At 68.4% G+C, this 20,963-nt stretch carries 21 protein-coding genes; 9 read left to right on the top strand and 12 right to left on the bottom strand.

The features are described 5' to 3' along the window. Window positions 1–238 precede the first annotated feature (238 nt). On the bottom strand, window positions 239–1,015 hold the full coding sequence (locus tag U9977_RS06635; RefSeq protein ID WP_322748291.1) for a class I SAM-dependent methyltransferase: 777 nt from the start codon (window positions 1,013–1,015) through the stop codon (window positions 239–241). A gap of 279 nt (window positions 1,016–1,294) precedes the next feature. Here U9977_RS06635 and U9977_RS06630 point away from each other — a divergent pair, with 279 nt between their 5' ends. From U9977_RS06630 to U9977_RS06605, 6 genes are all read left to right on the top strand, one after another. Further along, entirely contained in the window at window positions 1,295–2,506 is a 1,212-nt protein-coding gene (locus U9977_RS06630; RefSeq protein ID WP_322748290.1) for a cytochrome P450, read from the top strand. A 257-nt stretch (window positions 2,507–2,763) separates the two neighbouring features. Beyond that, the gene (locus tag U9977_RS06625; RefSeq protein ID WP_322748289.1) at window positions 2,764–3,891 is read left to right on the top strand and encodes an amidohydrolase family protein; all 1,128 of its coding nucleotides are present in this window, start codon (window positions 2,764–2,766) and stop codon (window positions 3,889–3,891) included. A 37-nt stretch (window positions 3,892–3,928) separates the two neighbouring features. After that, complete coding sequence (locus U9977_RS06620; RefSeq protein ID WP_322748288.1) at window positions 3,929–4,561, top strand: DUF4232 domain-containing protein; 633 nt, start codon at window positions 3,929–3,931, stop codon at window positions 4,559–4,561. A gap of 563 nt (window positions 4,562–5,124) precedes the next feature. Beyond that, window positions 5,125–6,237: a type III polyketide synthase gene (locus U9977_RS06615; protein ID WP_322748287.1), complete on the top strand. Its 1,113-nt coding sequence runs from the start codon at window positions 5,125–5,127 to the stop codon at window positions 6,235–6,237. A 243-nt stretch (window positions 6,238–6,480) separates the two neighbouring features. Further along, window positions 6,481–7,650 (top strand): epoxide hydrolase, encoded by a 1,170-nt coding sequence (locus U9977_RS06610; protein ID WP_322748286.1) that lies wholly within the window; start codon window positions 6,481–6,483, stop codon window positions 7,648–7,650. Next, window positions 7,647–8,729, top strand: coding sequence for an oxidoreductase family protein (locus U9977_RS06605; protein WP_322748285.1), 1,083 nt, complete (start codon window positions 7,647–7,649; stop codon window positions 8,727–8,729). Before U9977_RS06610 ends, U9977_RS06605 begins: the two co-directional genes overlap by 4 nt. Before the next feature lie 132 nt (window positions 8,730–8,861). On the opposite strand, the gene U9977_RS06600 is transcribed toward U9977_RS06605, so the two are convergent. Further along, complete coding sequence (locus tag U9977_RS06600; RefSeq protein ID WP_322748284.1) at window positions 8,862–9,737, bottom strand: LuxR C-terminal-related transcriptional regulator; 876 nt, start codon at window positions 9,735–9,737, stop codon at window positions 8,862–8,864. An 87-nt stretch (window positions 9,738–9,824) separates the two neighbouring features. On the opposite strand from U9977_RS06600, the gene U9977_RS06595 reads away from it, so the two are divergent. Continuing rightward, window positions 9,825–11,498 carry an AMP-binding protein gene (locus U9977_RS06595; protein WP_322748283.1) on the top strand — a complete coding sequence of 558 codons (1,674 nt, stop codon included), beginning with the start codon at window positions 9,825–9,827 and terminating at the stop codon, window positions 11,496–11,498. A 146-nt stretch (window positions 11,499–11,644) separates the two neighbouring features. Here U9977_RS06595 and U9977_RS06590 read toward each other — a convergent pair whose 3' ends face one another. The 5 genes from U9977_RS06590 to U9977_RS06570 form a co-directional block, all read right to left on the bottom strand. Further along, entirely contained in the window at window positions 11,645–12,355 is a 711-nt protein-coding gene (locus tag U9977_RS06590) for a class I SAM-dependent methyltransferase (RefSeq protein ID WP_322748282.1), read from the bottom strand. A gap of 163 nt (window positions 12,356–12,518) precedes the next feature. Then, on the bottom strand, window positions 12,519–12,929 hold the full coding sequence (locus U9977_RS06585; protein ID WP_322748293.1) for a DUF3105 domain-containing protein: 411 nt from the start codon (window positions 12,927–12,929) through the stop codon (window positions 12,519–12,521). Then, window positions 12,926–13,261 (bottom strand): hypothetical protein, encoded by a 336-nt coding sequence (locus U9977_RS06580; protein WP_322748281.1) that lies wholly within the window; start codon window positions 13,259–13,261, stop codon window positions 12,926–12,928. Before U9977_RS06580 ends, U9977_RS06585 begins: the two co-directional genes overlap by 4 nt. Beyond that, the gene (locus tag U9977_RS06575; RefSeq protein WP_322748280.1) at window positions 13,261–13,671 is read right to left on the bottom strand and encodes a hypothetical protein; all 411 of its coding nucleotides are present in this window, start codon (window positions 13,669–13,671) and stop codon (window positions 13,261–13,263) included. The genes U9977_RS06580 and U9977_RS06575 overlap by 1 nt, the downstream gene beginning before the upstream one ends. Then, a complete protein-coding gene (locus tag U9977_RS06570; RefSeq protein WP_322748279.1) occupies window positions 13,668–14,177 on the bottom strand; it encodes a BlaI/MecI/CopY family transcriptional regulator in 510 nt (169 codons plus the stop codon). Before U9977_RS06570 ends, U9977_RS06575 begins: the two co-directional genes overlap by 4 nt. A 766-nt stretch (window positions 14,178–14,943) precedes the next feature. Between U9977_RS06570 and U9977_RS06565 the strand changes: the two genes are divergently transcribed. Both U9977_RS06565 and U9977_RS06560 read left to right on the top strand, forming a co-directional pair. Continuing rightward, entirely contained in the window at window positions 14,944–15,153 is a 210-nt protein-coding gene (locus tag U9977_RS06565; protein WP_322748278.1) for a DUF2933 domain-containing protein, read from the top strand. Between the two features lie 222 nt (window positions 15,154–15,375). Continuing rightward, the gene (locus U9977_RS06560) at window positions 15,376–17,859 is read left to right on the top strand and encodes a heavy metal translocating P-type ATPase (RefSeq protein WP_416210494.1); all 2,484 of its coding nucleotides are present in this window, start codon (window positions 15,376–15,378) and stop codon (window positions 17,857–17,859) included. Here the strand turns inward: U9977_RS06560 and U9977_RS06555 are convergent. The 5 genes from U9977_RS06555 to U9977_RS06535 all read right to left on the bottom strand — a co-directional run bounded on the left by U9977_RS06555 (window position 17,834) and on the right by U9977_RS06535 (window position 20,503). After that, window positions 17,834–18,076 (bottom strand): hypothetical protein, encoded by a 243-nt coding sequence (locus tag U9977_RS06555; RefSeq protein WP_416210493.1) that lies wholly within the window; start codon window positions 18,074–18,076, stop codon window positions 17,834–17,836. The genes U9977_RS06560 and U9977_RS06555 overlap by 26 nt on opposite strands. After that, on the bottom strand, window positions 18,073–18,303 hold the full coding sequence (locus U9977_RS06550; RefSeq protein ID WP_322748276.1) for a hypothetical protein: 231 nt from the start codon (window positions 18,301–18,303) through the stop codon (window positions 18,073–18,075). Before U9977_RS06550 ends, U9977_RS06555 begins: the two co-directional genes overlap by 4 nt. 384 nt (window positions 18,304–18,687) lie before the next feature. Then, complete coding sequence (locus U9977_RS06545) at window positions 18,688–19,299, bottom strand: hypothetical protein (RefSeq protein ID WP_322748275.1); 612 nt, start codon at window positions 19,297–19,299, stop codon at window positions 18,688–18,690. Continuing rightward, window positions 19,296–19,544: an SHOCT domain-containing protein gene (locus U9977_RS06540; protein ID WP_322748274.1), complete on the bottom strand. Its 249-nt coding sequence runs from the start codon at window positions 19,542–19,544 to the stop codon at window positions 19,296–19,298. Before U9977_RS06540 ends, U9977_RS06545 begins: the two co-directional genes overlap by 4 nt. 206 nt (window positions 19,545–19,750) lie before the next feature. Beyond that, window positions 19,751–20,503 carry an SDR family NAD(P)-dependent oxidoreductase gene (locus U9977_RS06535; protein ID WP_322748273.1) on the bottom strand — a complete coding sequence of 251 codons (753 nt, stop codon included), beginning with the start codon at window positions 20,501–20,503 and terminating at the stop codon, window positions 19,751–19,753. Window positions 20,504–20,963 lie beyond the last annotated feature (460 nt).

Here is a 20,963-nt window from a genome sequence, read left to right as displayed (position 1 = left end):
ATCGGCTCACGGCGCGGGCCTCGAGTACCCCGGCACGGACGGTCACCTCGACCGTATCTCCGGGGCCGACACCCAGGGCACGCAGCTCGGTTGGGCTGATCGTGATGCCCGCCGAATTCCCGATCGTGACGACCTTCTTCTGCATACGAACAGAGTACATCCCAGTACGAACTCGCCGTGGTGGCGGCCGACGCCCAACTGGCGCGTCTGCTCGCGGAGCGGGCCCAGGGCAAGGGGATCAGGCACGGCGGGCACAGGCGGCGAACATCGCCGCGCTGATGATGAGGTTGTTCTCGTCGCGGCTGAGAGACCACCACCGGTCCACCTCGTCCCGCGTCAGCAGTCCGGCTTCGATGATGCTCCGCTGGAATCGCTCCACGAGGAGCTGCCAGGCGAGCCACGACTCGCCGGTGCTGCGGAACTGAGTGCCGTAGTACTGAGCGGCCTCGTCGGTGAAGCCCAGGCTGAGCACATCACCGAGGAGCCGGCGGCCATAGGTCGCGTCGAACCCGCCCTCCTCGCCCATGAGTCGTTGCAGCGCCTGGACCATGGCGGTGTGTATCGACGCCTCGGGGACGACCAGGTCGGCACACGTCCAATCGACCTCCTCGACCAGAAGCCAGCCGCCCGGTGCGACCGCCGCCGCGAGCCGCTGGAGCGCACGCCGATGCGGGTGGAGGTGTGCGATCAGAAGCCGAGCGTGGACCAGGTCGAACCGTGCGTGCGGAAGGTCGTCGACCATCACGTCCATGCGCCGGACCTCGACCGACCCGGGCAGCCGGTCAAGGAAGCGGACGTCGCGGTCCACCGCGAGGACGTGCCCCGCGGAGCCGACGACCTCGGCCAGCGCCCGCGCGACCGAGCCGGTGCCCGCGCCGACCTCGAGGCAGCGATGCCCGGCGCCGATGCCCAGGGCTTCCACGAGCCGCATGGTGCCCGGATCCCACAGCTGCGCCATCGCTTCCAGCCGTGTGCGCTCGTCCGGATGCCCCTGGTCCAACACGTAGGTGGACAAATCAGCGCTCCCGTGGTCACATATGGCGTCGACTGACGTCGACTGGGGCTCCGGCACGGATTATTCCTCATCTCGCCGGGTGTTTATGCCGGCGATCTGTTTTTCTTATTGAGCCATTGGCGGCCTTGCGGTGCAAAGGCCTTCATGTGAACGTTTCGTCGACATCGCGACCGGATCGGTTCGAAGAATGTTCATCTCGCGGCAGTCGGCGAAGACTGTAATCAACAGCATTCCGGCGAGATGATTTCGAGACACTCGTGCCGAGAGAAGGGCGTGGACGTGTCCACTGCGCCGCAGGTTGTCTTCGACGCCTTTCATCCCATGCATCGAGCCAACCCCTACCCGCGGTACGCGGCCGTCCGCGATTTCGCCGCGCTGTACCCGATCAGGCCGGATATTCTCATGGCGACCCGCTACGAGGAGTGCTCGGCGGTTTTCACGGACGCGCTGTGGGGCCACGGCTACGAGGAGGGCATCAACCCCTTCCGTCCAGGAGTGGCGCCCGACGACGTGCCGGGATCGATGCTGCGGATGGACCCGCCGAACCACACCCGGATGCGAGGACTGGTCAAACGGGCGTTCGTCCCGCGCAACACCGAGGGGCTCCGACAGCAGATCGAGGACCTCGTCAACACGCTGCTCGACACGGCGATCGAGGCCGGCGAGGTCGACCTGATGGAGGCGTTCGCACGGCCACTGCCGCTTACCGTCATCGGTGACATGCTCGGCATCCCGCCCGAGGACTACCCAGCGGTCCAGAAGTGGTCGCTGGAGATCGTCCGTGGCACAGATCCGGACATCCTGCAGTCACCCGAGAGCCTGGCGCGCCGGCCGGAGGCCATGCGGGAGTTCGAGGCGTACTTCGCGGCGCTACTCGCGCAGCGGCGCAAGGATCCTCGCGACGACATGCTGAGCGGGATGTGCGCGGCCGAGGACCGCGGCGAACTGAGCAGCCGGGAGGCGCTCGGGCTGTCCGTGGGGCTGCTGATCGGGGGGTACGAGACCGTCTCCGACCTGATCGGCAAGGGTGTCGTGGCCCTGTTGCGCAACCCCGACCAGATCGCGCTCTGGCTTGCCGATCCCGATCTCGCGGCGCCAGCCGTCGACGAGTTGCTCCGCTACGAGCCACCCGTACAGTTCACCCACCGGGTCGCGCTGGCAGAACGGGAGCTGGCCGGGCACACGTTCGCGCGGGGGGACGGCATCGTCGTCCTGACCGCCGCCGCCAACCGCGACCCCGCCGTGTACACCGATCCGGAGTGTCTGGACATCACCCGGTTCGCCGGCCGCACCCCCGCGCCGCGCCACCTTTCGTTCAGCGAAGGGCTCCACTACTGCCTTGGCGCGCATCTCGGCCGGCTGGAGACCCAGATCGCCGTGGACACCCTCCTACGCCGCGTCCCCGGACTGTCGCTGACCGACGAACCCGTCTGGCGCGACACGGTCGCCATCCACGGGTTGGACACCCTTCCGGTCCGCCTTCGGGATTGACCGACCGTCCACGGCGTCCAACCCGTGGATGGCGGAGTTCGCAGCGCAGCAGGAGTGCGGCTGACCACATGGCCGGCTCAGGTCCACCGTGGTTCGTCGCCGCTCCATGGGACTGTTCCCCCGCTTGAACCCGCCCGGCTTCCGAGGTTGGCACCCGAATGCATCAGCGGATTGTTCGATTTATCGTGAGTGCGGCAGCTCCACACGGACGGCTCGCGCTACCCGCCGGACCCGACCTGGCCGGCACGGAGGTCACGATGAACGAAGGTACGACAAAGATCTGGGCTCACTCGGGCGACTCGCACTTCCTCGAACCGGACGACCTGTGGTTCCAGATCCTGCCGGCGAAGCAGGCGGAGCGGATGCCACGGAGCGAGAAGGTCGGCGAGAATGAGGAGATCGTCCACGTCGACGGCAAGAGTTTTCGCCGTACCCTGCCGAAGGTCATGACGGTACGGGGTGCCAGTGGCGAGACGATAGTGGAGATGTCACACCGACCACCGGGCGCCCGCGATGTCAAGGCGCGCCTGGTCGATCTCAACAACGAGGGCATCTGGGCGGAGGTGGTGTACGCCTCGCTCGGCCTGTGGTCGAACATGATCGAGGACTCCGTGCTCGTCCGGGATGCGGCCCGGGCTGAGAACGAGTGGCTCGTCTCAGAGATCCAGGGCGCTGCCCCCGACCGGCTCGTGCCTGCCGGGCTCATGCCGTTGCTCTCGATCGACGACGCGGTGGCGGAGGTTCAGCACGCCGCCTCGGTAGGGCTGAAAATAGTATCTCTTCCCACCGGGACACCGCCCGGTATGAAGGACTGGAATGACCTCTCATGGGAACCATTGTGGGCGGCCGCAGAAGAGGCAGGGATGGTTCTCGGCTTCCATATCGGCACCGAAAATAATGAACGCGTGCTGTACCGCGGGCCCGGCGGTGCCGTTCTCAACCTCCTGGAGACCTCCTATGAGGGACAGCGGACGGCGGCCAAGCTCGTCGGCGGCGGCGCCCTCGACCGTCACCCCGACCTGAAGATCCTCATCTCCGAGGGCGGGGCGACCTGGGTGCCGTTCGTAGGCGACCGCCTCAACGAGGGGTACCGCCAGCACGCCGCGTTCGTGCGACCAAAGTTGTCCCGCGAGCCCAAACAGATCCTCTACCGCCAGGTGTACGCGTCATTCCAGCACGACGAGTCAGCGCCGGCGGCGCTGTGGGCGATGGGCTACCGGAACGTGATGTTCGGAAGCGATTACCCGCACCTGGAGGGCACTTTCGGTCATACTCAGAAGACGCTACGCGAGCTCTTCGACGGGGTGACGCCCGAGGTACGCCACCGCATCACCCGCGGTGCGTTCGAGGAGCTGTTCCCGCACGTCAGCTCCCCGCCCGAGTAGAAGGGGGCAGGTTGGTGTGAACGGCGGAGCGCATAGCATGTCACGGCCGGCCCGCGAGTGTGTCGCACGCATCGCGGTTGCCGTGGCACTGATGGCGGTCAGTACGGGATGTGCTTCCAGCGCGGGCGGTGTGGCGGCGACACCGGCGTCGGGTCGCTCCCCATCGCCATCATCGGCCGCCCGGACGGTGTTCCCGCCCGGTGCGACGTCCGGGTCAGCCGTCGGTTCCACGGCGGCTGACCCGGGGCATGGCTGCCTGACCGTGAACCTGCGGGTGAGCGCCGCCAACCTGGACAACGCTGCGGGGCACAGCTACGAGCAGATCATCCTGACCAACATCGGCGCCACATCCTGCGTGATCGGGGGCTTTCCCGGTGTGTCGTACGTCGACGCTGGTGGCCGTCAGCTCGGTGCCGCCGCAGATCGCACCGGTGGTCCTGGTATGCCGGTCCCGTTGCTGCCCGGGCAGCACGTGACCGGCGTTCTCGCGATGATTCACACCGGTATACAGGCCGGGTGCGAGGAGCCGTACCAGACCGCCGAGGCCGTCGGCCTTCGTGTCTACCCGCCGGCCAACCTGACGGCACTGCTGCTGCCGGGCAGCGGACCCGAAACGGTGTGCGCAAGCCCGTCCGTCCACCAGCTCCAGATTTCCGCGCTCACCCGGTGAGAACGCCGGTGGGGTGCCAGAGATCGGCCTGGCCCTTGTGGCAACGCCGCCTGACTGCTCACCTGCGTTCCCGGCCCTCGTCGATGCCTCCAGAGTCGGGTCCGGGACGTCGCGGATCGTGATCGCGGTCATGCCTGCATTTTATCTGCAATGCCAGCATTCTGTCAGCCCGGTCGAGGTCCTTCCGGGCCCTTCAGGTCAGGAACGTCCGGAGCCTCTCAGTCCATTTCGGTTAAATGGATTCTGTCTCTACCTCGTTTCCGTCGGCGAACCTGGTCCCAAACAAGAAGCCACAAGACAGCGGGAGCGCGTCGGAAAGTGGAAAATGGAGACGGTGAGTACCGATGCGACATCCGCTGGCGGACCGGCTTGTAGTAACGGGGAAGCTCCTTCAACGGGGATGGGGCGAAGGGGTCGGTTCAGCCGCGATGGTTTCTCCCTCGGTGACTCCACACAGCGGCCCGCAGTAACAGCTAAGGAGTGTGATCAGTTTGTCCGGGAGCGCAGATCGTGTTGTAGGTCAACCAAAAGACGGACTAAATCCCGGGCGGGCAGGAGGTGATGTGACTCTTCGTCGCGAGCCAGTTCTGCTGGCGGTCAGTTCAGCCGCGCCGGATACGACGATCGGCCAGACCGAACTCTTCGACGGCTTCTACAGCCAGCTCTACAGCGGTGTCCCGCATGCGCGTCGGCTCTTCATCGACTCCACCCGGGTCCAGCGCAGGCACTTCTACTGGGACCCGCGCCGGGCCTACTCCGACGGCTTTCCGCCCACCGGAGCACTGATGGACGCCTGGGAACAGGGTGCGCTTGAACTGGGTCGACGGGTGGTGCCGGCGGTCCTCGCCGGCCACGATCCGGCCACGGTCGGCACGTTCATCATGGTGAGCACCACCGGCTACACCTGTCCCGGTCCGGAGGTCCGCCTCGCCGCGGAACTCGGGCTGCGCTCCGACATCCGGCGTATCTCCATCGGCCACATGGGCTGCTACGCGGCCATCACCGGGCTACGGACCGCACTTGACGCCCTCGCCGCCCGGCCCGATGAGCTCGTCCTCGTGGTTTGCACAGAGCTGACGTCCATGCACTGCCAGCCGGACGCGATCTCGGAGCAGATTATCGTGCAAGGCCTGTTCGGCGACGCGAGCGCGGCGATGCTGCTGGGCACACGCCCGGCGGACCGACCCGTCGGTCATCCGACGACCGACCACCCGAGCGCCGGCGCTCCGGCCTGTGGCGTCAGCGCGGCCGTCGTCGCCACCCGCACAGTGACGCACCCGGGAACCGCAGAACACATGAGGATCCGGGTCCAAGAAAACGGATTCCGGTTATGCATGTCCCCGGCGGTCCCGGCGATGCTCGGGTCGACCACCCCGCCGTTCGTCGACCAGCTGCTCGAGGGGTCGGGCCTGGGTGTCGCCGACGTGCGGCACTGGGCGATCCACCCCGGCGGCCCGCGGATCGTGGCCGAGGTCGGCGCCGCGCTCGGCCTGTCGGAGGCGCAGCTGCGACCATCCATGGAGGTCCTGCGCGACTATGGCAACTGCTCGTCGGCCACCGTCCTGCTGGTCCTGCAGCGGATGCTTGCGCTGGACCGGCCGGAAGCCGGCGACCACGCTGTGCTCATCGCGTTCGGACCGGGGCTGACCACGGAGGCGGCCCTGCTGCGTTTCTGATCCGGCGACACCACACTGATCCGGCGACACCACACTCGAAGTCACGATCCACGACCACAGCACCCTGCGGGGCTCCAGAACCCCCTGCGATCAGGCGTCGGCGGGCGACGACGCACCAGCTGACCAGCCGTTGTCACACGGCTGTAGGCGTTGCGTACACGTTGTCGTCCCGTGTGCTGGAGGCGTTCCGGAGGTTTCGTCCGCCGCTGGCGCTCATATCACTTAAATGGTTTACTTTGTTGTATGATTGCGGAGGAGAAAGATCACAGTATCGAGCTTCGCCCGTTCCAGGTCGAGATCGATGACGCGGTGCTTGACGACCTACGCGGCCGGCTCGAGCGGACACGATGGGTCGACGACCTGCCCGGCAGCGGATGGGACTACGGCGTCGCCGTGGCATACCTGCGGGAGTTATGCGAGCACTGGCGGACGGCCTTCGACTGGCGTGCCGCCGAAGCCCGGCTCAACACCTTCCCGCAGCACGTCACCGACATCAATGGGCTCGGTATCCACTTCCTGCACGTCCGGTCGCCGGAACCCGACGCGCTCCCGCTCATCCTCACGCACGGCTGGCCTGGTTCGGTCGCCGAGTTCCTCGACGTGCTCGGCCCGCTGTCCGACCCGGCGGCGCACGGCGGCGACCGTGCCGACGCGTTCAACGTCGTCGTACCGTCGCTGCCGGGTTTCGGCTTCTCCGGTCCGTCGTCCTGCCGTGTCACCGACCGACGGGTGGCGCAGGCGTTCGCCGAGCTGATGGGACGGCTCGGCTACGAGCGCTACGTCGCGCAGGGCGGCGACATCGGCGCCCAGATCTCGGCGCTGCTCGGCGAGCTCGATGCCGGGCACGTCGCCGCCGTGCACCTCAACCTGCTGCCCGTCGGCCCACCGGCTGACCGCGACCCGTTCGCCGGCTTGTCGGCTGAGGATGCCGCGCTGGCGCAGCGCACGCTGGCGTTCCTCGACAGCGACACCGGCTACTGGAAGATCCAGGGCACGAGGCCGCACACCGTCGGCAGCGCACTGATGGACTCGCCGGCAGGCCTGGCGGGGTGGATCGTGGACAAGTTCCGGTCATGGACCGACTGTGACGGCGACGTCGAGCGGGCATTCACCAAGGATCAGCTCCTGACGAACATCACGATCTACTGGGTCACCCAGACGATCGCCTCGTCGGCCCGCTGGTACTACGAGAACGCGGGCGTCGGCGGGCAGTCCGAACCACCCCGGGTCGAGGTTCCGACCGGCTATGCCGACTTCCCGGGCGAGCACTACCGCATGCCGCTGGCCTGGGCCCGACCGCGGATCAACATCGTGCACGTCTCGTCGATGCCCAAGGGTGGTCATTTTGCCGCCCTGCAGGTACCCGACCTGTTCGTCGATGAGCTTCGTACCTTTTTCCGAGCGTTCCGATGACCGCGGCGCTGCCGTCGACGATCGACGACATCACCCCGGAATGGCTCACCATGGCGCTGGGCACCCGGCTACCCGGTGTCGAGGTGGTCGATGTCGCCGTAGACGAGGTGCTGCGCGGTACGGCAACGAAAGTGTTCGTCCAACCGACCTACGGGGACGGCGACCCGCCGCCGGGCGCCCCGGGCTCGGTGTGTGTCAAGGGTGCCTTCGAGGACAACGCGGCCCTGATGGCCGCCACGGGGATCTACGAGCGCGAGGCCGTCTTCTACCGCGACCTCGCGCCCGGCCTGCCGCCGACGGGCACTGCGGCGTGGTTCGCCGACGCCGATTCGCGCACGCGTCTCGGTGTCGTCGTCCTCGACGACCTGCGCCGGGAGGCCACCTTCTGCCGGGCCACCTCGCCGCTGTCGATCGACGAGGTGGCCGCCGGTCTCGAATTGATCGCCCGCTACCACGGCGCGACGTACGCCGGCCCGGTCCTGCACGAGCACCCCGCACTGCATTCCTACGTCACCCGGGACAACCCGTCGGGTCACTACTTCGCGACGATGGATGCCGAGCGGGTCGCGCACTTTCTCGCTCTGCCGCTGCGTTCGGCGGCGATCCCCATGGAGCTGCACCGGCCCGACCTCGTCATCGATCTGTTCTGGCGCTGGGTCGACCAGAGTCAGGAAGGCCCCTGGGTGCTCACCCATGGGGATGATCACATCGGAAACTGGTTCCGGCGCCACGATGGCACGCTAGGGCTCGTCGACTGGCAGACCATCTGCCGCATGCGCCCAGCCCATGATGTCGCCTATTTCATCACTTCAGCGCTCGATGTCGACGATCGGCGTGCCGCCGAACGCGACCTGCTGCGCAGCTACCATGGCTGTCTCACCGCCGCCGGTGTGCAACCTGCGACATTCGACGAGCTCTGGCTCGACTACCGGCGCCACCTGGCGTTCGGGCTCATGGCATGGCTGACGAGCCTGGAGTGGATGAATCCCGAGCCGATCCACGCGGCCGCTGTCGGACGCTTCGCCCACGCGGTGCTTGACCTCGAGGTGGCCTCGGCCCTCGGTCGGGCCCCTGGGTGATGCGGGCGACGTCACGGACCGAACACAGCCGGTCGACCGTCCCGGCCGCATCGAGGCGGGCCAGGAAGTCCCGTTCCGCCGGCCCACGAGGCCCCCGCGCCGGATCGAAGCTGTCGTGCTGTACGTGACGGATCAGGGAAGGAAGCCCGCGCGTCGGGCCGCGACGACGGTCTCTGTCCGACCGTGGGTGCCGAGCTTGCGCATGGCGTTGCGTAGGTAGCTTTTGACTGTCTCGGACCGTAGGCCCAGCCGTCGCCCCACCTCGGCGTTGCCGCAGCCCACCGCGACCAGGGCCAGCACGTCCAGCTCCCGGGGCGACAGTGGGTTGCCTCGGGCGGGGCGACCGCGGGGCCGGGTCAGCCGGTCGCAGACCAGTTGGAGACGCCGGCGCAGGGCTGCGTCGGTGATCTCCTGGGCGATCGAGCGCAGCTCCGCGTGGGCCTCGCGGACATCCTCCCACCCCGGCGCGGCGGGAGCCTCGCGGGCGGACCGGATGATCGCGGCCGTCTCCAGCTCCGCCAGACGCCGCTCGACCTCCGACCGTACGGTCAGCTCGACGCCCACCCCCACAGCGATCTGGTTCATCGCGGCCAGCACCCAGCCGCCCAGCGGCTGTGGCTCGCGGACGCCGCCGTACAGGACGCTGAACACCGATTCGCCTACGAGCACCGGCACCGCCGCGATCGCCCGGAGGCCTTCGGCGGTCACCTGCTTGTCGTATTCGTGGCTGATGCGCGAGTCGGCGGCGTAGTCGTCCACGCTGCCGGGCCTGGCTGCGAGCAGCACGCGTCCGCCCAGGCCGTTGCCGGCGCTGACGACCAGGTTAGGGAGCGCATCGGTCCAGGTCCCGGCGAACTCGGTGAGTCGCACACCCCGGCCCCCGGGTGACACCTCGCCACCGAACGCCACAGGCAGCCCGGTCACTCGTCGCATTCGGCCCAGGGCCGCACGCAGCAGCTCACGGCGCTCCAAGGCCGGGATGCCGGCCGGCCGATGTGTTGCCGCCATGCGGCCAGAATGTCACGCACACCTCCATCCGCGGCTACCCCTGAACGGGGGTGGTGGGCTACCAGGCTTGCCCGGATGCTGCTGCGTATGGCTGCCTCACTGCTGTCCTACGCGTCCGGCGTCTGCGTGGTGCCGCTGCTGGGCGAGACGATCGGGGAGAACCTGGAACGCGCCGCGGCCCGGTACGCCAGCCGGGAGGCATTGGCCGACGTGGCCACCGGCCGGCGTTGGACCTACGCCGAATTCGACGCCGCCGTGAACGAGCTGGCCCTCGGGCTGCTGACGATGGGCATCGCCAAAGGTGACCGGGTCGGCATCTGGGCGCCCAACTGCGCCGAGTGGGTGCTGACCCAGTACGCCACGGCGAAGATCGGCGCGATCCTGGTCAACGTCAACCCGGCCTACCGTGCCCACGAGTTGGGCTACGTCGTCCGTCAGTCCGGGATACGCCTGCTGATCAGCGCGGTCACCTACCGCACCAGTGACTACCGGGCGATGCTCGCCGAGATCGGATTCGAACCGACGGTGTTCATCGGCGAACCCGGCTGGGACGAGCTCGTCGCGGCCGGCCGCCGCGCTGACCCCGCCCAGTTGCGCGAACGGGCGGCCACGTTGGCCTTCGACGACCCGATCAACATTCAGTACACGTCGGGCACCACCGGTTTTCCCAAGGGCGCCACACTGTCCCATCACAACATCCTCAACAACGGCTACTTTGTCGCTGAGGGCCTCGGCTACACCGAGGACGACAGGGTCTGCCTGCCGGTGCCGCTTTATCACTGTTTCGGCATGGTGATGGGCAACCTGGCGGCGATCTCGCACGGCGCTTGCGTGGTGCTCCCTGCGCCCGGGTTCGACCCCGAGGCCACGCTGGCGGCGGTGCAGGCCGAGCACTGCACCTCGCTGTACGGCGTGCCGACCATGTTCATCGCGGAATTGGGCCACCCACGGTTCGGCGACTTCGACCTGTCCAGCCTGCGTACCGGAGTCATGGCCGGGGCGTCCTGCCCGGTGGAGGTGATGAAGCGCGTGGTCGGCGACATGAACATGGCGGAGGTGGCCATCTGCTACGGCATGACCGAGACCTCCCCGGTGTCCACGATGACCCGCCGCACCGACGGCCTGGTCCAACGCACTGAGACAGTCGGCCAGGTCATGCCGCACCTGGAGGTGAAGATCGTCGATCCGGACACCGGCCGGGTAGCGGGCCGCGGCGAGCCGGGTGAACTGTGCACCCGCGGCTACTCGGTGATGCTCGGCTACTGGGACGAGCCGGACAAGACCGCCGAAGCGGTGGACGTGGCCCGCTGGATGCACACCGGCGACCTGGCCACCATGAATGCCGAGGGCTACGTCAACATCGTCGGCCGGATCAAGGACATGGTGATCAGGGGCGGCGAGAACATCTACCCCCGGGAAATCGAGGAATACCTCTACACCCACCCCGACATCGCCGACGTCCAGGTGATCGGCGTCCCCGACACGAAGTACGGCGAGGAGCTGATGACATGGATTGTGATGCGCCCCGGCGCTGAGCCGCTCACCGCCGAGCAGCTCCGGGAGTTCTGCGCGGGCCGCCTGGCGCACTACAAGATCCCGCGGTACGTCCACGTGGTCGACGGGTTCCCGATGACCGTCACCGGCAAGATCCGCAAAGTGGAGATGCGCGAACAGAGCGTCGACCTGCTGGGCCTGCACGACGCGGCGAGCATCAAAGCGCCTGAGACACCACGGGGAGCGGCTGCGCGGCCGTCCCCGTGATCTGGGCGGTCCGGGAATGGAGCCCGGCAAAACTCGGCCACCGTGATCCGTACAGGTTCCGGCTCCACCAGCCAGACTCGTCTGCCGCCACATCCCGACCTGGACCGTCCGCCGCCGTACCTTCCTGCCGGTCGTTCTTCAGCGCCTCAGGCGCTGGGCCTGGCGGTCGTGTCGGTGGGGTCGTTCGCTGTTGCCGTGGTGTCAGAAGACTGGGTGATGAACGTGGGCGGTTTGCGGGCCACGAGCCGTTCGACGATGCCGAGTTTGTAGCGTTCCTGCCGTTCGATCGTGAAGCCTTCGGTTTGCGCCTGTAGCAGGGGACGTCGGCGTAGGTGTTCGCCGCCAATCCGAATAGTGATTGTTTCGAGTAGTTGCTGGGCTGCTCGTACGTGCCACGGCGAGCCGGCCACATGGTCCAGGAGCAGCAGCCGGCCGCCGGGTCGCAGCACCCGTTTCATTTCGGCGAGGGCCCGGTGGATGTCGGGGATGGCGCACAGGGACAGGGTGCATACCACGGTGTCGAAGGAGGCGTCGGGCAGGTCCAATGCCTGGGCGTCGCCGACGTGGAGGTCGACGGTACGGCCGAGGTTCTGCGCTCGCTGCCGGGCGATGTCCAGCATCGCCGGGCTGAGGTCGATTCCTGTGAGTGTGACGGTGTCTGGATAGTAGGCGAGGTTGCGGCCGGTGCCGATCGCGACCTCGAGCACGTTGCCGGTGGCCTGTGTGCAGACCCAGGCACGGCCGTCGCCGAAGAGGACTCGCTCGAAGAAGGCCATTTCCCGGTCGTAGGTGTGTGCGTGCCTGTCCCAGTAGCGGTGCAGGCGTTCGGTATTGCCAGGGTGCGGTGTTTCCGGCATTCGATCACGTCCTTTGCCCGGCGGGGGACGGTTACTGGGTGGGAACGTCGAACGTACGGAGTCACGAACCGCGACAGGGCGCGTGCGGCGATTTTACCGGTGGACCATACGGGACGACTCGGGGAATTGTCGTGGAGGAGCGTGGGTGGCCGCTGGGTCGGGGTCACCCGGTCGGGGTGCCGGTTCCGCCGGTGCACGGCCCTGCGGGTTCGGGTGCTTGGGCGCCGTTGCGCAAGGCGCGGAGGAACTGGGCCAGGCGGGGGTCCTCAGCGCTGGTCAGTTGGAGCTGGCGGGCCCAGGCGGAGACGACGATCGGCGACGGAATACCCGGATAGGGGCTGAGGATCTCCATGGTGTTGGTGTCGACGATCCGCCGCAGGGCGGCGACCTGGTCAGCGGCCAGGTCGGGCTGATAGGTGATCCAGACGGCGCCGTGTTCGAGGGAGCGGACCGCGTTTTCGTTGCGGACGGGCTGGTTGTAGATCCCGCAGTTGAGCCATACCGGGTCGTGGGGGCCGCCGGCAGGTGGGGTCTGCGGGTAGCGGACCGGCTGGTCGGTGTGCGGGTTGGTCAGGCCGCCGGCACCGGCACCGCGGCACGCGTCGATCCGCCGTCAGGGCTCCCGCCATGTTCGAGGCGGGCGGTGGTGCTCACGTTGCTGCTGACCGCCGTCAGGGTGTCGGCCGCCGCGGCGGCGTTGCGGATCGTGAGGTAAGCACGGGCCGGCGATCCCGACGGGCCGGGCACGACTGTCGCATCGGTGACGGCGATCGGACCGCTGCTCGCCCCGCCCAACCCCACCGTCACCGCCGCCGCCGGCAGGTCCGCCGGCCCGCCCGACGAGCCGGAGCCACCCGCACCGCAACCGGCCGCGCCCAGGGCTGCCACCAGGCAGGCGGCGACCATTACACGGACGTGCCGCGTCCGCGCGCCAGGATCGCGAGCTTGCGGGCATGGGTGCGGCGCGCCCGGGCCGCCCGCAACAGTCCCGACGCGGCGCAGTAGCCGACGCGCGCCAGCAGAACCGTGGTCAACATCAGCCCGGCGCCGGCGATCCCGGCCCCACCCGGGGTGGAGTAGGACGCGCGCAGCGACATCACGCAGGCACGCAGCAGGTCGGCGATGTCGCCGCTGATCCGCGCCGAGGGGACCGCGAGCGCGAGCCCGGCCAGCGCCGCGGCGGCGAGCACCGCCACCGACAGGGCCTGCCAGACGGCGATCGCCAGCCGCGGCGCCCGGTCCGGCCAGGACGCGTGCCGGGGCGCGGCCGTGGCGAGTAGCGCCGCGTAGGCCAGCAGCGTCACCGCGACCTTCACGCCGCTCCTCCCACCGCACGCCCACGCCCAGGCGTCTGGCCCCGGCCGGACCGGCGGGGCTGCGTCTGCGGCCCGGCCCGGTCGGGCACGGCCTCGCCGTCGGAACGTGGGCCCGCGGCCCGGCCGCTGTTCCCGGCAGCGCCGCTCTGCGCGAGAGCGTCCCGCAGCAGCCGTGCCTCGGCCGGCGACATGTGCTCGACGAAGTGCATCAGCGTCACCGCCCGGTCGGTGCTGTCGGCGAGCGCCTCCCCCATCACCTCGGCGCTGTGGACCTCCCGCGAACGTACCGGCTCGTACAGGTAGGCCCGACCGTCGAGGCTTCGACGCAGCCAGCCCTTGCGGCGCAGGTTGTCCATCACCGTCATCACCGTCGTGTAGGCGATCCGGCGGTGCACCAGCAGTTCCTCATACACCGCGCGGACCGTCTGCGGCTGGCTCGCCGACCAGAGCCTGTCCATGACCACGGCCTCCAGCTCACCCAGTCCCCGCACGCCTGCCGCCCCCACACGTCCCACCCTGGCGCCCTGCCCCGGCTGACGCGGCCCACGTCCACACCCGGAAGAGGTACCCATTCATCTACGAACGTCGATCGTAGACCATCGGGGCGGCGAGGGTGGATAACCCGGATCGCCACCTCCACGGCGCACGACAACCCGTTCCCGGCTGGCCTACAACGGTGTCCGGTACCCGCTGATCAGACCCTGCATCCAGCCGATCCCGAACAGCACCCCCAGCAACGGTGCACCGGCCAGCCCCGCCGCCAGCAGCATCAGCCCACCTCCCACACCGGCCCCAGGGCCGTCGCCGCGCGTCGTCGGCTTCTACAGCCACTTCGACCGGTCGTAGAAGTCACAGCCACTATCCGGCATAGTAGAGAGATGCGTCTACGGCGCGTCCCCGTGGTATCCGCGATCGGACGTGCCGTTCTCGCCGGGTGCGCGAACCACGACGCTGTCGACCTCGCCGCGCTGCGCGGCCAGATCGTGGTCATCAACGTGTGGGCGTCCGTGGTACGCGCCGTGCCGCGTCGAAACCCCCGGGCTGGTCACGGCGTACAACCGGACCCACGCACAGCGGGTGGCCGTCGGATTCCGGCCCGCTGCAAAACCACACCCGTCGTCCACGGTGGAGGCAGCTGCAGACGCGGCATGGCAGGTCTTTCGGCACTCCGTTGCCATGCACATCGGCCTCCCTGCGCGCTGCCACGTTCCCTGCTTCCAGGGGTATGCAGGGAAAGACTGACGTTGCAACGCCCGACAAGGGAGGCCGCTGATGATGAAGAAAAACGTGCCCGTCTACGCCCTGGCCGCTTCAATCATCATCGGAGGCCTCGTCATCACCGGGCTGCTGCCGGCCACGGCGCTGTTCACTCTTCTACTCCTCGCAGGCTGCCCACTGATGATGTTTTTCATGATGGGCGGGATGGGAGGCGATGACCACCATCACGAGAAGGAAAGCAACTCCGCGCGCCCCCAACGGTAAGGCCCAACTGATGCTCTTCATGCATGGCGGACACGGCGTGCATGGCAATCACAGTGGACCCGGCCAGCATCCTGGGGGTTACCCGCCACTTGCCCGAACAGCACGGCCATAGGACGCTGGGGCACAAGGAGGGGTGTGATGGACGTCTCCGCCTACCGCGGGGTCCCCGCCGGCCGCGGGGCGATCGATGGAGGAGAGGGTCTGGCGACCGCGGTTCTCCAGATGTCGGGCCTGTACTGGGCAACCGAGAAGGCGCGGGTGGAGGCAGTGCTGGGCCGCCGCCCCGGGGTGCACGGGGTGGCGGCGAACCCGGTCTCCCAGACCGCGACCGTACGGTTCGACCCGACGCGGACGTCCGTAGTGGAACTGGCCGGTTGGGTTCGCGACTGCGGCCTGCATTGCCGGGGCCAGTCCGTGCCCGACCATGTCTGTGACCCGCTCGCCGAGCCGCACCGAGCTCCCATGCCGCATCCGGCGGATGCGGATCACCCTGACCATGCCGCGGACACGGCCACGGCCGGGCACCTCGCCCCAGCCGCGGCCGAGGGAGCGGTGACCTCGCAGGCCGAGGCTGAGGCCGTGGGGCATGGTGGGCATGCGGGGATGTCGATGGCGGCGATGGTCGCCGACATGCGCAATCGTTTCCTGGTCGCGGCGCTCTTCTCGATCCCGATCCTGCTCTGGTCGGCGATCGGCCGTGACGTCCGGGGCTTCGACGTGGCCGCGCCGTTCGGGTTGCGCGACGACGTGTTTCAGCTGATCCTCAGCCTGCCTGTGATCTTCTGGGCGTCGTGGATCTTCTTCGACGGGGCGGTACGGGCCCTGCGCGCACGGACGCTGGACATGATGGTGCTGGTCGCGGTCGCTGTCGGCATCGGCTGGGCATACTCCCTCGTTGTCACGCTCACCGGCGGCGGGGACGTCTTCTACGAGGCGGCGACCGTGCTCGCCGCGTTCGTGCTGCTGGGGCACTGGTTCGAGCTGCGCGCCCGCGGCGGAGCCACCGACGCGATCCGCACTCTGCTCGAGCTCGCGCCGGAGACGGCGCTGGTGGTGCGGGACGGCGAACCGGTCGAGGTGCCGACCGCCGAGGTGGCCGTCGGTGACCTGCTGCTCGTCCGCCCCGGTGGCAGGATCGCCGTCGACGGGGTGGTCGAGGCGGGCGAGTCCGACGTGGACGAGTCGATGGTGACCGGCGAGAGCCTGCCGGTGCACAAGACCGTCGGCGCGGAGGTGATCGGCGCGACCATCAACACCAGCGGCACCCTGCGGGTCCGGGCCACCAAGGTCGGGGCGGACACGGCACTGGCGCAGATCGTCGCGCTCGTTCAGGAGGCGCAGAACAGCAGGGCGCCCGGTCAGCGGCTGGCCGACCGGGCGGCGTTCTGGCTGGTGCTCGTCGCGCTGCTGGGCGGGCTCGGCACACTGCTCGTCTGGCTGCTGGGGACCGGCCGTCCCGCCACGGAGGCAGTCCTGTTCGCGATCACGGTGGTTGTCATCACCTGCCCGGACGCGTTGGGACTCGCCACCCCTACGGCAATCATGGTGGGGACCGGTCTCGGTGCGAAACGCGGCATCCTGTTCAAGAACGCGACCGCGTTGGAGACCTCAGCCCGGATCGACGCGGTCGTCCTGGACAAGACCGGCACCCTGACCAAGGGCGAACCGGAGGTGACCGCGATCCTCGTGGACGGCAGCGTCGACGGTCTGGTCGAGGAGGAGCTGCTGCGGCTGGTGGCCGCGGTCGAACGGGAGTCCGAGCATCCACTCGCCGCGGCGGTCGTCCGGCATGCCGACGGACGTGGGGTACCGGCGGCCCGGGCGGAGGCGTTCGCGAGCCAGGCCGGGCGCGGGGCGGTCGCCACCGTCGACGGGCGGCGGGTTGCGGTCGGCAACCGCCGGCTGATCGAACAGGAAGGAGTCCCACAGGGTAACCGTGATGGGCGGTGGGACGAACTGGCGGCGGGCGGCCGGACCGCGGTGGGCGTCGCGGTCGACGGCCAACTGGCCGGGATCATCGGCATCGCCGACGCGCCGCGGCCGACGGCTGCCGCGGCGGTGCGGGCGCTGCACGGCGCCGGTATCGATGTGATCATGCTCACCGGTGACAACCGGGCCACCGCCGAGCGGATCGCCGGCGAGCTCGGCATCGACACGGTCATCGCCGAGGTGCTGCCCGGCGACAAGGCCGCGAAGGTCGCCGGGCTGCAGCGCGACGGCCGTCGGGTCGCCATGGTCGGCGACGGTGTCAACGACGCTCCGGCGCTGGCCCAGGCCGACCTCGGTATCGCCATCGGTGCCGGCACCGACGTGGCGATCGAGACCGCCGACGTGGTGCTGATGCGCTCCGAGCCGCTCGACGTGCCGGCCGCGCTGCTCATCGGCCGCGGCACGCTACGCAAGATGCGCCAGAACCTCGGTTGGGCCGTCGGCTACAACACCATCGCCCTGCCGATCGCGGCGGGAGCGTTCGAACCCGCATTCGGATTGGTGCTGCGTCCTGAGATCGCGGCCCTGGCCATGTCCGGGTCCAGCTTCCTGGTCGCCGTCAATGCACTCCTGCTCAAGCGGCTGCGGCTACCCCGCTCCCTCGCCACGCCAGCGGAGGAGCCGAAAGAGCCGGACGTGTCCGGCCGGCACCCACGCCGTCTCTCGCGCAGTGAGCACCCCGGCGGTCGCGCTACCACCGGGTCTTACCCGCGGTGACATCGAAGCTCAGGGTCAGGTAGATCCTGGTCAGGACCCGGATGATGCAGCTCTCCAGCACGATCTCACCGATCAGGAACGACCAGTGGTCCAGGAGAACCTTGTTCAGGTTGCGTCGCAGGGCCGCCTGCGTGGACGGCTTGGAACTCGCCGCGTTTGACACGTTGCGGGTGGTCCGCTCGTGCGGCGGTGGTTGGCTGGGCGGCACCCCCGTCATCGGGGCTGCTGCTTGCTGCCCGCGGGAACCGGACGCTGCGTGCCGCGCAGGTGCTGGATTTCCTCCCGGAGCGCGGCGAGTTCAGTCTCTCGTGGATCGGCCTGCCCGGTACCGGCCGCAGGGGTCTGGCTGGGCCGGTTGCTCTTGCCGCGCATCATCAGCCACATCATTGCGCCCATCCCGACCGGGCAGGCCAGCGCCGGCAGGGCGTAGAGCACCGCGTCCATTTCTCCTCCTGGTGGGTCGATCGGTGGGGTCGAGCAGGCGTGTCGGGTGATTCGGGTCCGATGGCGCAACGATGCGGTGGGGCGGGCAGCCGGGCGAAGGCGTGGTGCCGCCGCCGTTCTTCCCGTGACGATCATACGAGCCTTGTTCGTACTATCTAGAATAGTAATCAGGTTGGTGGTGCCTTGGCGATACCTCGGGAGCCGGTCCGGCGCTCGGATGGCTCTCCCGCATGTCGTCACCATGCGGGACGCCAGCACGGTCATGGCACCGCCGGTGTGCTGGCCGGTGACGACGAACAGTCCGCCGCCGCGCAGCACCCGGCGGATCTCGCCGACCAGCGCGCTACCGCTGTTCCTCCAGGCCGGGACTGGCCCGCCGTGGTGTCAACGGGCGTCAAGCTCGGTGTACATGCCAGCCGCATAGTGGAAGGGCAGGTTGCACACGAATTCGTAGCGGCCAGGAGACAGCGTCAGCGTCGTCCAGCCCGTCGAACCGGCGGTGATTCCGTCGCCGGACCCGGCCCCACAGCTGCGCGACGCCTCACCCAGGCTGCCCGCCTCGTCGATGCGACCATCGCCGTCGACCGGGCGTTGCCCGACCACCTGGCCGGCCGGCAGCGGAAGCACCATCAGCTCGTGGATCCGTCTCCCCGCGTTGAGTGCCCGCAGCGACACCGTCCCCGCCGGTACGACACCGACGTTGGCAATCACGCGCATCAGGTCCATGCCTCCCGGGCCGCCCATCATCGGACCCGGTCCGTAACGCCCGCTCATCATGCCCCCGCCCCCGCCCCCGCCCCTGTCGGTCAAGGTCACGTTCACGACCGTGCCGGCCAGCGGGGGTGTACCGCACGGGGCCGCCACGGGTGGCGGGCTGCGGAAGGATCCGCCCATCGCGGCGAGCGCCACCATCGAGGCGGCAGCCAGCACGAGTGTGGCCGCCACGGCCCCGGCCACGGCCAGCCGAGCCTTCTGACCCCCGCGTACCGGATTCACCGGCCTGTGCGCAGCAGGTCAGACCGCCGCTTGTACTCGTCCTCGTCGATCTCCCCGCGGGCGAACCGCTCGGCCAGCACATGCTCGGCATCGGCCTGTCCGCTGCCGGTACCCGGGTGGCCGGCGGCATGACCGCCGCCCACATAGCGAACGAGCGCGACGACACCAGCGATGATCAGGCTCCAGAACAGGACCGTCATCACGGACATCATGAGCCAGGCACCCCAGCCCCAGCCCCACATCATCGCTATCACCCTCCTGAAAGAAGAAGCGCCCAGCCCATGGCACGGCCGTTCACCTCTTGTTGGAGAGCGTCCCCATTTCCGCACCGTTGAACCAGGGCCGAACGGCTCAACCTGATCTGGATGATGGGCACTTGCCTTCGACATCGCCCTCGCGTGCAGGCCGGCTTCGCCACCCGGCTGGTCACCGCGCTTCGCGCGGCCCCCGGCTATCTGCCCATCAGGCCACCGATTGCCACTCGCAGCACTCCGGGGAACAGCCGCTGACCAAGTGCCACCGGCCCCGCGACACCTGGAAAGATCCAGAAACGGTTCCTGTCGAGACCACGTTCGATCGCGGCGACCGCGGCCACCGGTGTCATCATCGTACGCTGTGAGACCGCCTTCGCCGCGGGCATGTCGTCGAGCATCGGGGTCGCCACCGCCGGCGGACAGACACAGCTGACCTTTACACCAGTCCCGCGAAGTTCATGCCGCAACGTCTGGGCGTAAATGATCAGCGCCGACTTGGTTGCGCCGTAGGGACCGTGCTGCGGCACCGGCAACCAACCGAGAATCGACGAGAAAAGAACGATCATGCCCGACCCCTGCGCGAGATACCCGGGTAGCGCGGCTGTCACCGTGTTGACCGTGCCCTGGTAATTCACCGCCATGATCCTCGCGTGCACGGCCGCGGGAGTCTCGACGATCCTGCCCGTGTGCCCGATCCCAGCGGCAGTCACAAGCAGATCGTGGCTCTGCGCGGTCACAACAGCAGCCATGGCGTCCGCGTCGGTGACATCGACGGTATGAGTCGTCACTTTTCCAGGACCGGCATCCTTGAAGACCTTGAGGCCGGCTTCGTCCCAATCGACCGCAATCAGGTCTATGCCGCGCCTGACCAGACGAAGGGCGAGGAGCTGTCCCATTCCGCTTCCGGCACCGGTCACCAGGGCCCGATGAACCTCGTACTTCGCTGTCATCGGTTACTCACCAGGATTCCTGTTGATGCCATTTCGCATACCAGTTTCCTCAATCGAGTAGACATGTATCTCTGGTACTCCTACCCGGCACGCAACCTCATATCGGCAAAGCAAACATCCGGTGACCGTACCAGCGGCCGCCACAGGTTAGTCTTGGTATGGCAGAATCGTTACCTGCGGCGAGTCCGGATCCAACCCCGGCAGGCCGGATCGCCGACCGACAGAAAGCCTTTACCAACGAAGAGCGGCCCACAGGCTCAAGGTATTGCGTCGCCTGCTAGAAGTCGAGCAGACACTCGGGCAGGCCGGACGGAACCAGAATGAGGATGCGCCGTCACGGCTGGGGAGGACGACCCGCGGATTACCGAGGAAGAAAGCGTGGAGTTACATCGGTAATGTTGTGAAACCCCACTGCCGTAGGGGTTTGATGATCGAACCGTCGCAACCCTGCGAGTTCTTC

It is taken from the genome of Protofrankia sp. Cas8 (genome assembly GCF_963555845.1).
Taxonomy (GTDB): Bacteria; Actinomycetota; Actinomycetes; order Frankiales; family Frankiaceae; genus Protofrankia.
The sequence above is the reverse complement of the archived record's forward strand: the minus strand, read 5'-3'. Positions and strand labels throughout refer to the sequence as shown.

Bases quoted from the DNA above. Each gene is read 5' to 3' on its own strand.
- U9977_RS06555 (WP_416210493.1), bottom strand. From the start codon at position 18,076: ATGACGGGGGTGCCGCCCAGCCAACCACCGCCGCACGAGCGGACCACC.
- U9977_RS06605 (WP_322748285.1), top strand. From the start codon at position 7,647: ATGACCGCGGCGCTGCCGTCGACGATCGACGACATCACCCCGGAATGG.
- U9977_RS06620 (WP_322748288.1), top strand. From the start codon at position 3,929: ATGTCACGGCCGGCCCGCGAGTGTGTCGCACGCATCGCGGTTGCCGTG.
- U9977_RS06625 (WP_322748289.1), top strand. From the start codon at position 2,764: ATGAACGAAGGTACGACAAAGATCTGGGCTCACTCGGGCGACTCGCAC.
- U9977_RS06535 (WP_322748273.1), bottom strand. From the start codon at position 20,503: ATGACAGCGAAGTACGAGGTTCATCGGGCCCTGGTGACCGGTGCCGGA.
- U9977_RS06595 (WP_322748283.1), top strand. From the start codon at position 9,825: ATGGCTGCCTCACTGCTGTCCTACGCGTCCGGCGTCTGCGTGGTGCCG.
- U9977_RS06600 (WP_322748284.1), bottom strand. From the start codon at position 9,737: ATGGCGGCAACACATCGGCCGGCCGGCATCCCGGCCTTGGAGCGCCGT.
- U9977_RS06540 (WP_322748274.1), bottom strand. From the start codon at position 19,544: ATGATGTGGGGCTGGGGCTGGGGTGCCTGGCTCATGATGTCCGTGATG.
- U9977_RS06565 (WP_322748278.1), top strand. From the start codon at position 14,944: ATGATGAAGAAAAACGTGCCCGTCTACGCCCTGGCCGCTTCAATCATC.
- U9977_RS06580 (WP_322748281.1), bottom strand. From the start codon at position 13,261: ATGGTCGCCGCCTGCCTGGTGGCAGCCCTGGGCGCGGCCGGTTGCGGT.
- U9977_RS06550 (WP_322748276.1), bottom strand. From the start codon at position 18,303: ATGGACGCGGTGCTCTACGCCCTGCCGGCGCTGGCCTGCCCGGTCGGG.
- U9977_RS06560 (WP_416210494.1), top strand. From the start codon at position 15,376: ATGTCGGGCCTGTACTGGGCAACCGAGAAGGCGCGGGTGGAGGCAGTG.
- U9977_RS06590 (WP_322748282.1), bottom strand. From the start codon at position 12,355: ATGCCGGAAACACCGCACCCTGGCAATACCGAACGCCTGCACCGCTAC.
- U9977_RS06610 (WP_322748286.1), top strand. From the start codon at position 6,481: ATGATTGCGGAGGAGAAAGATCACAGTATCGAGCTTCGCCCGTTCCAG.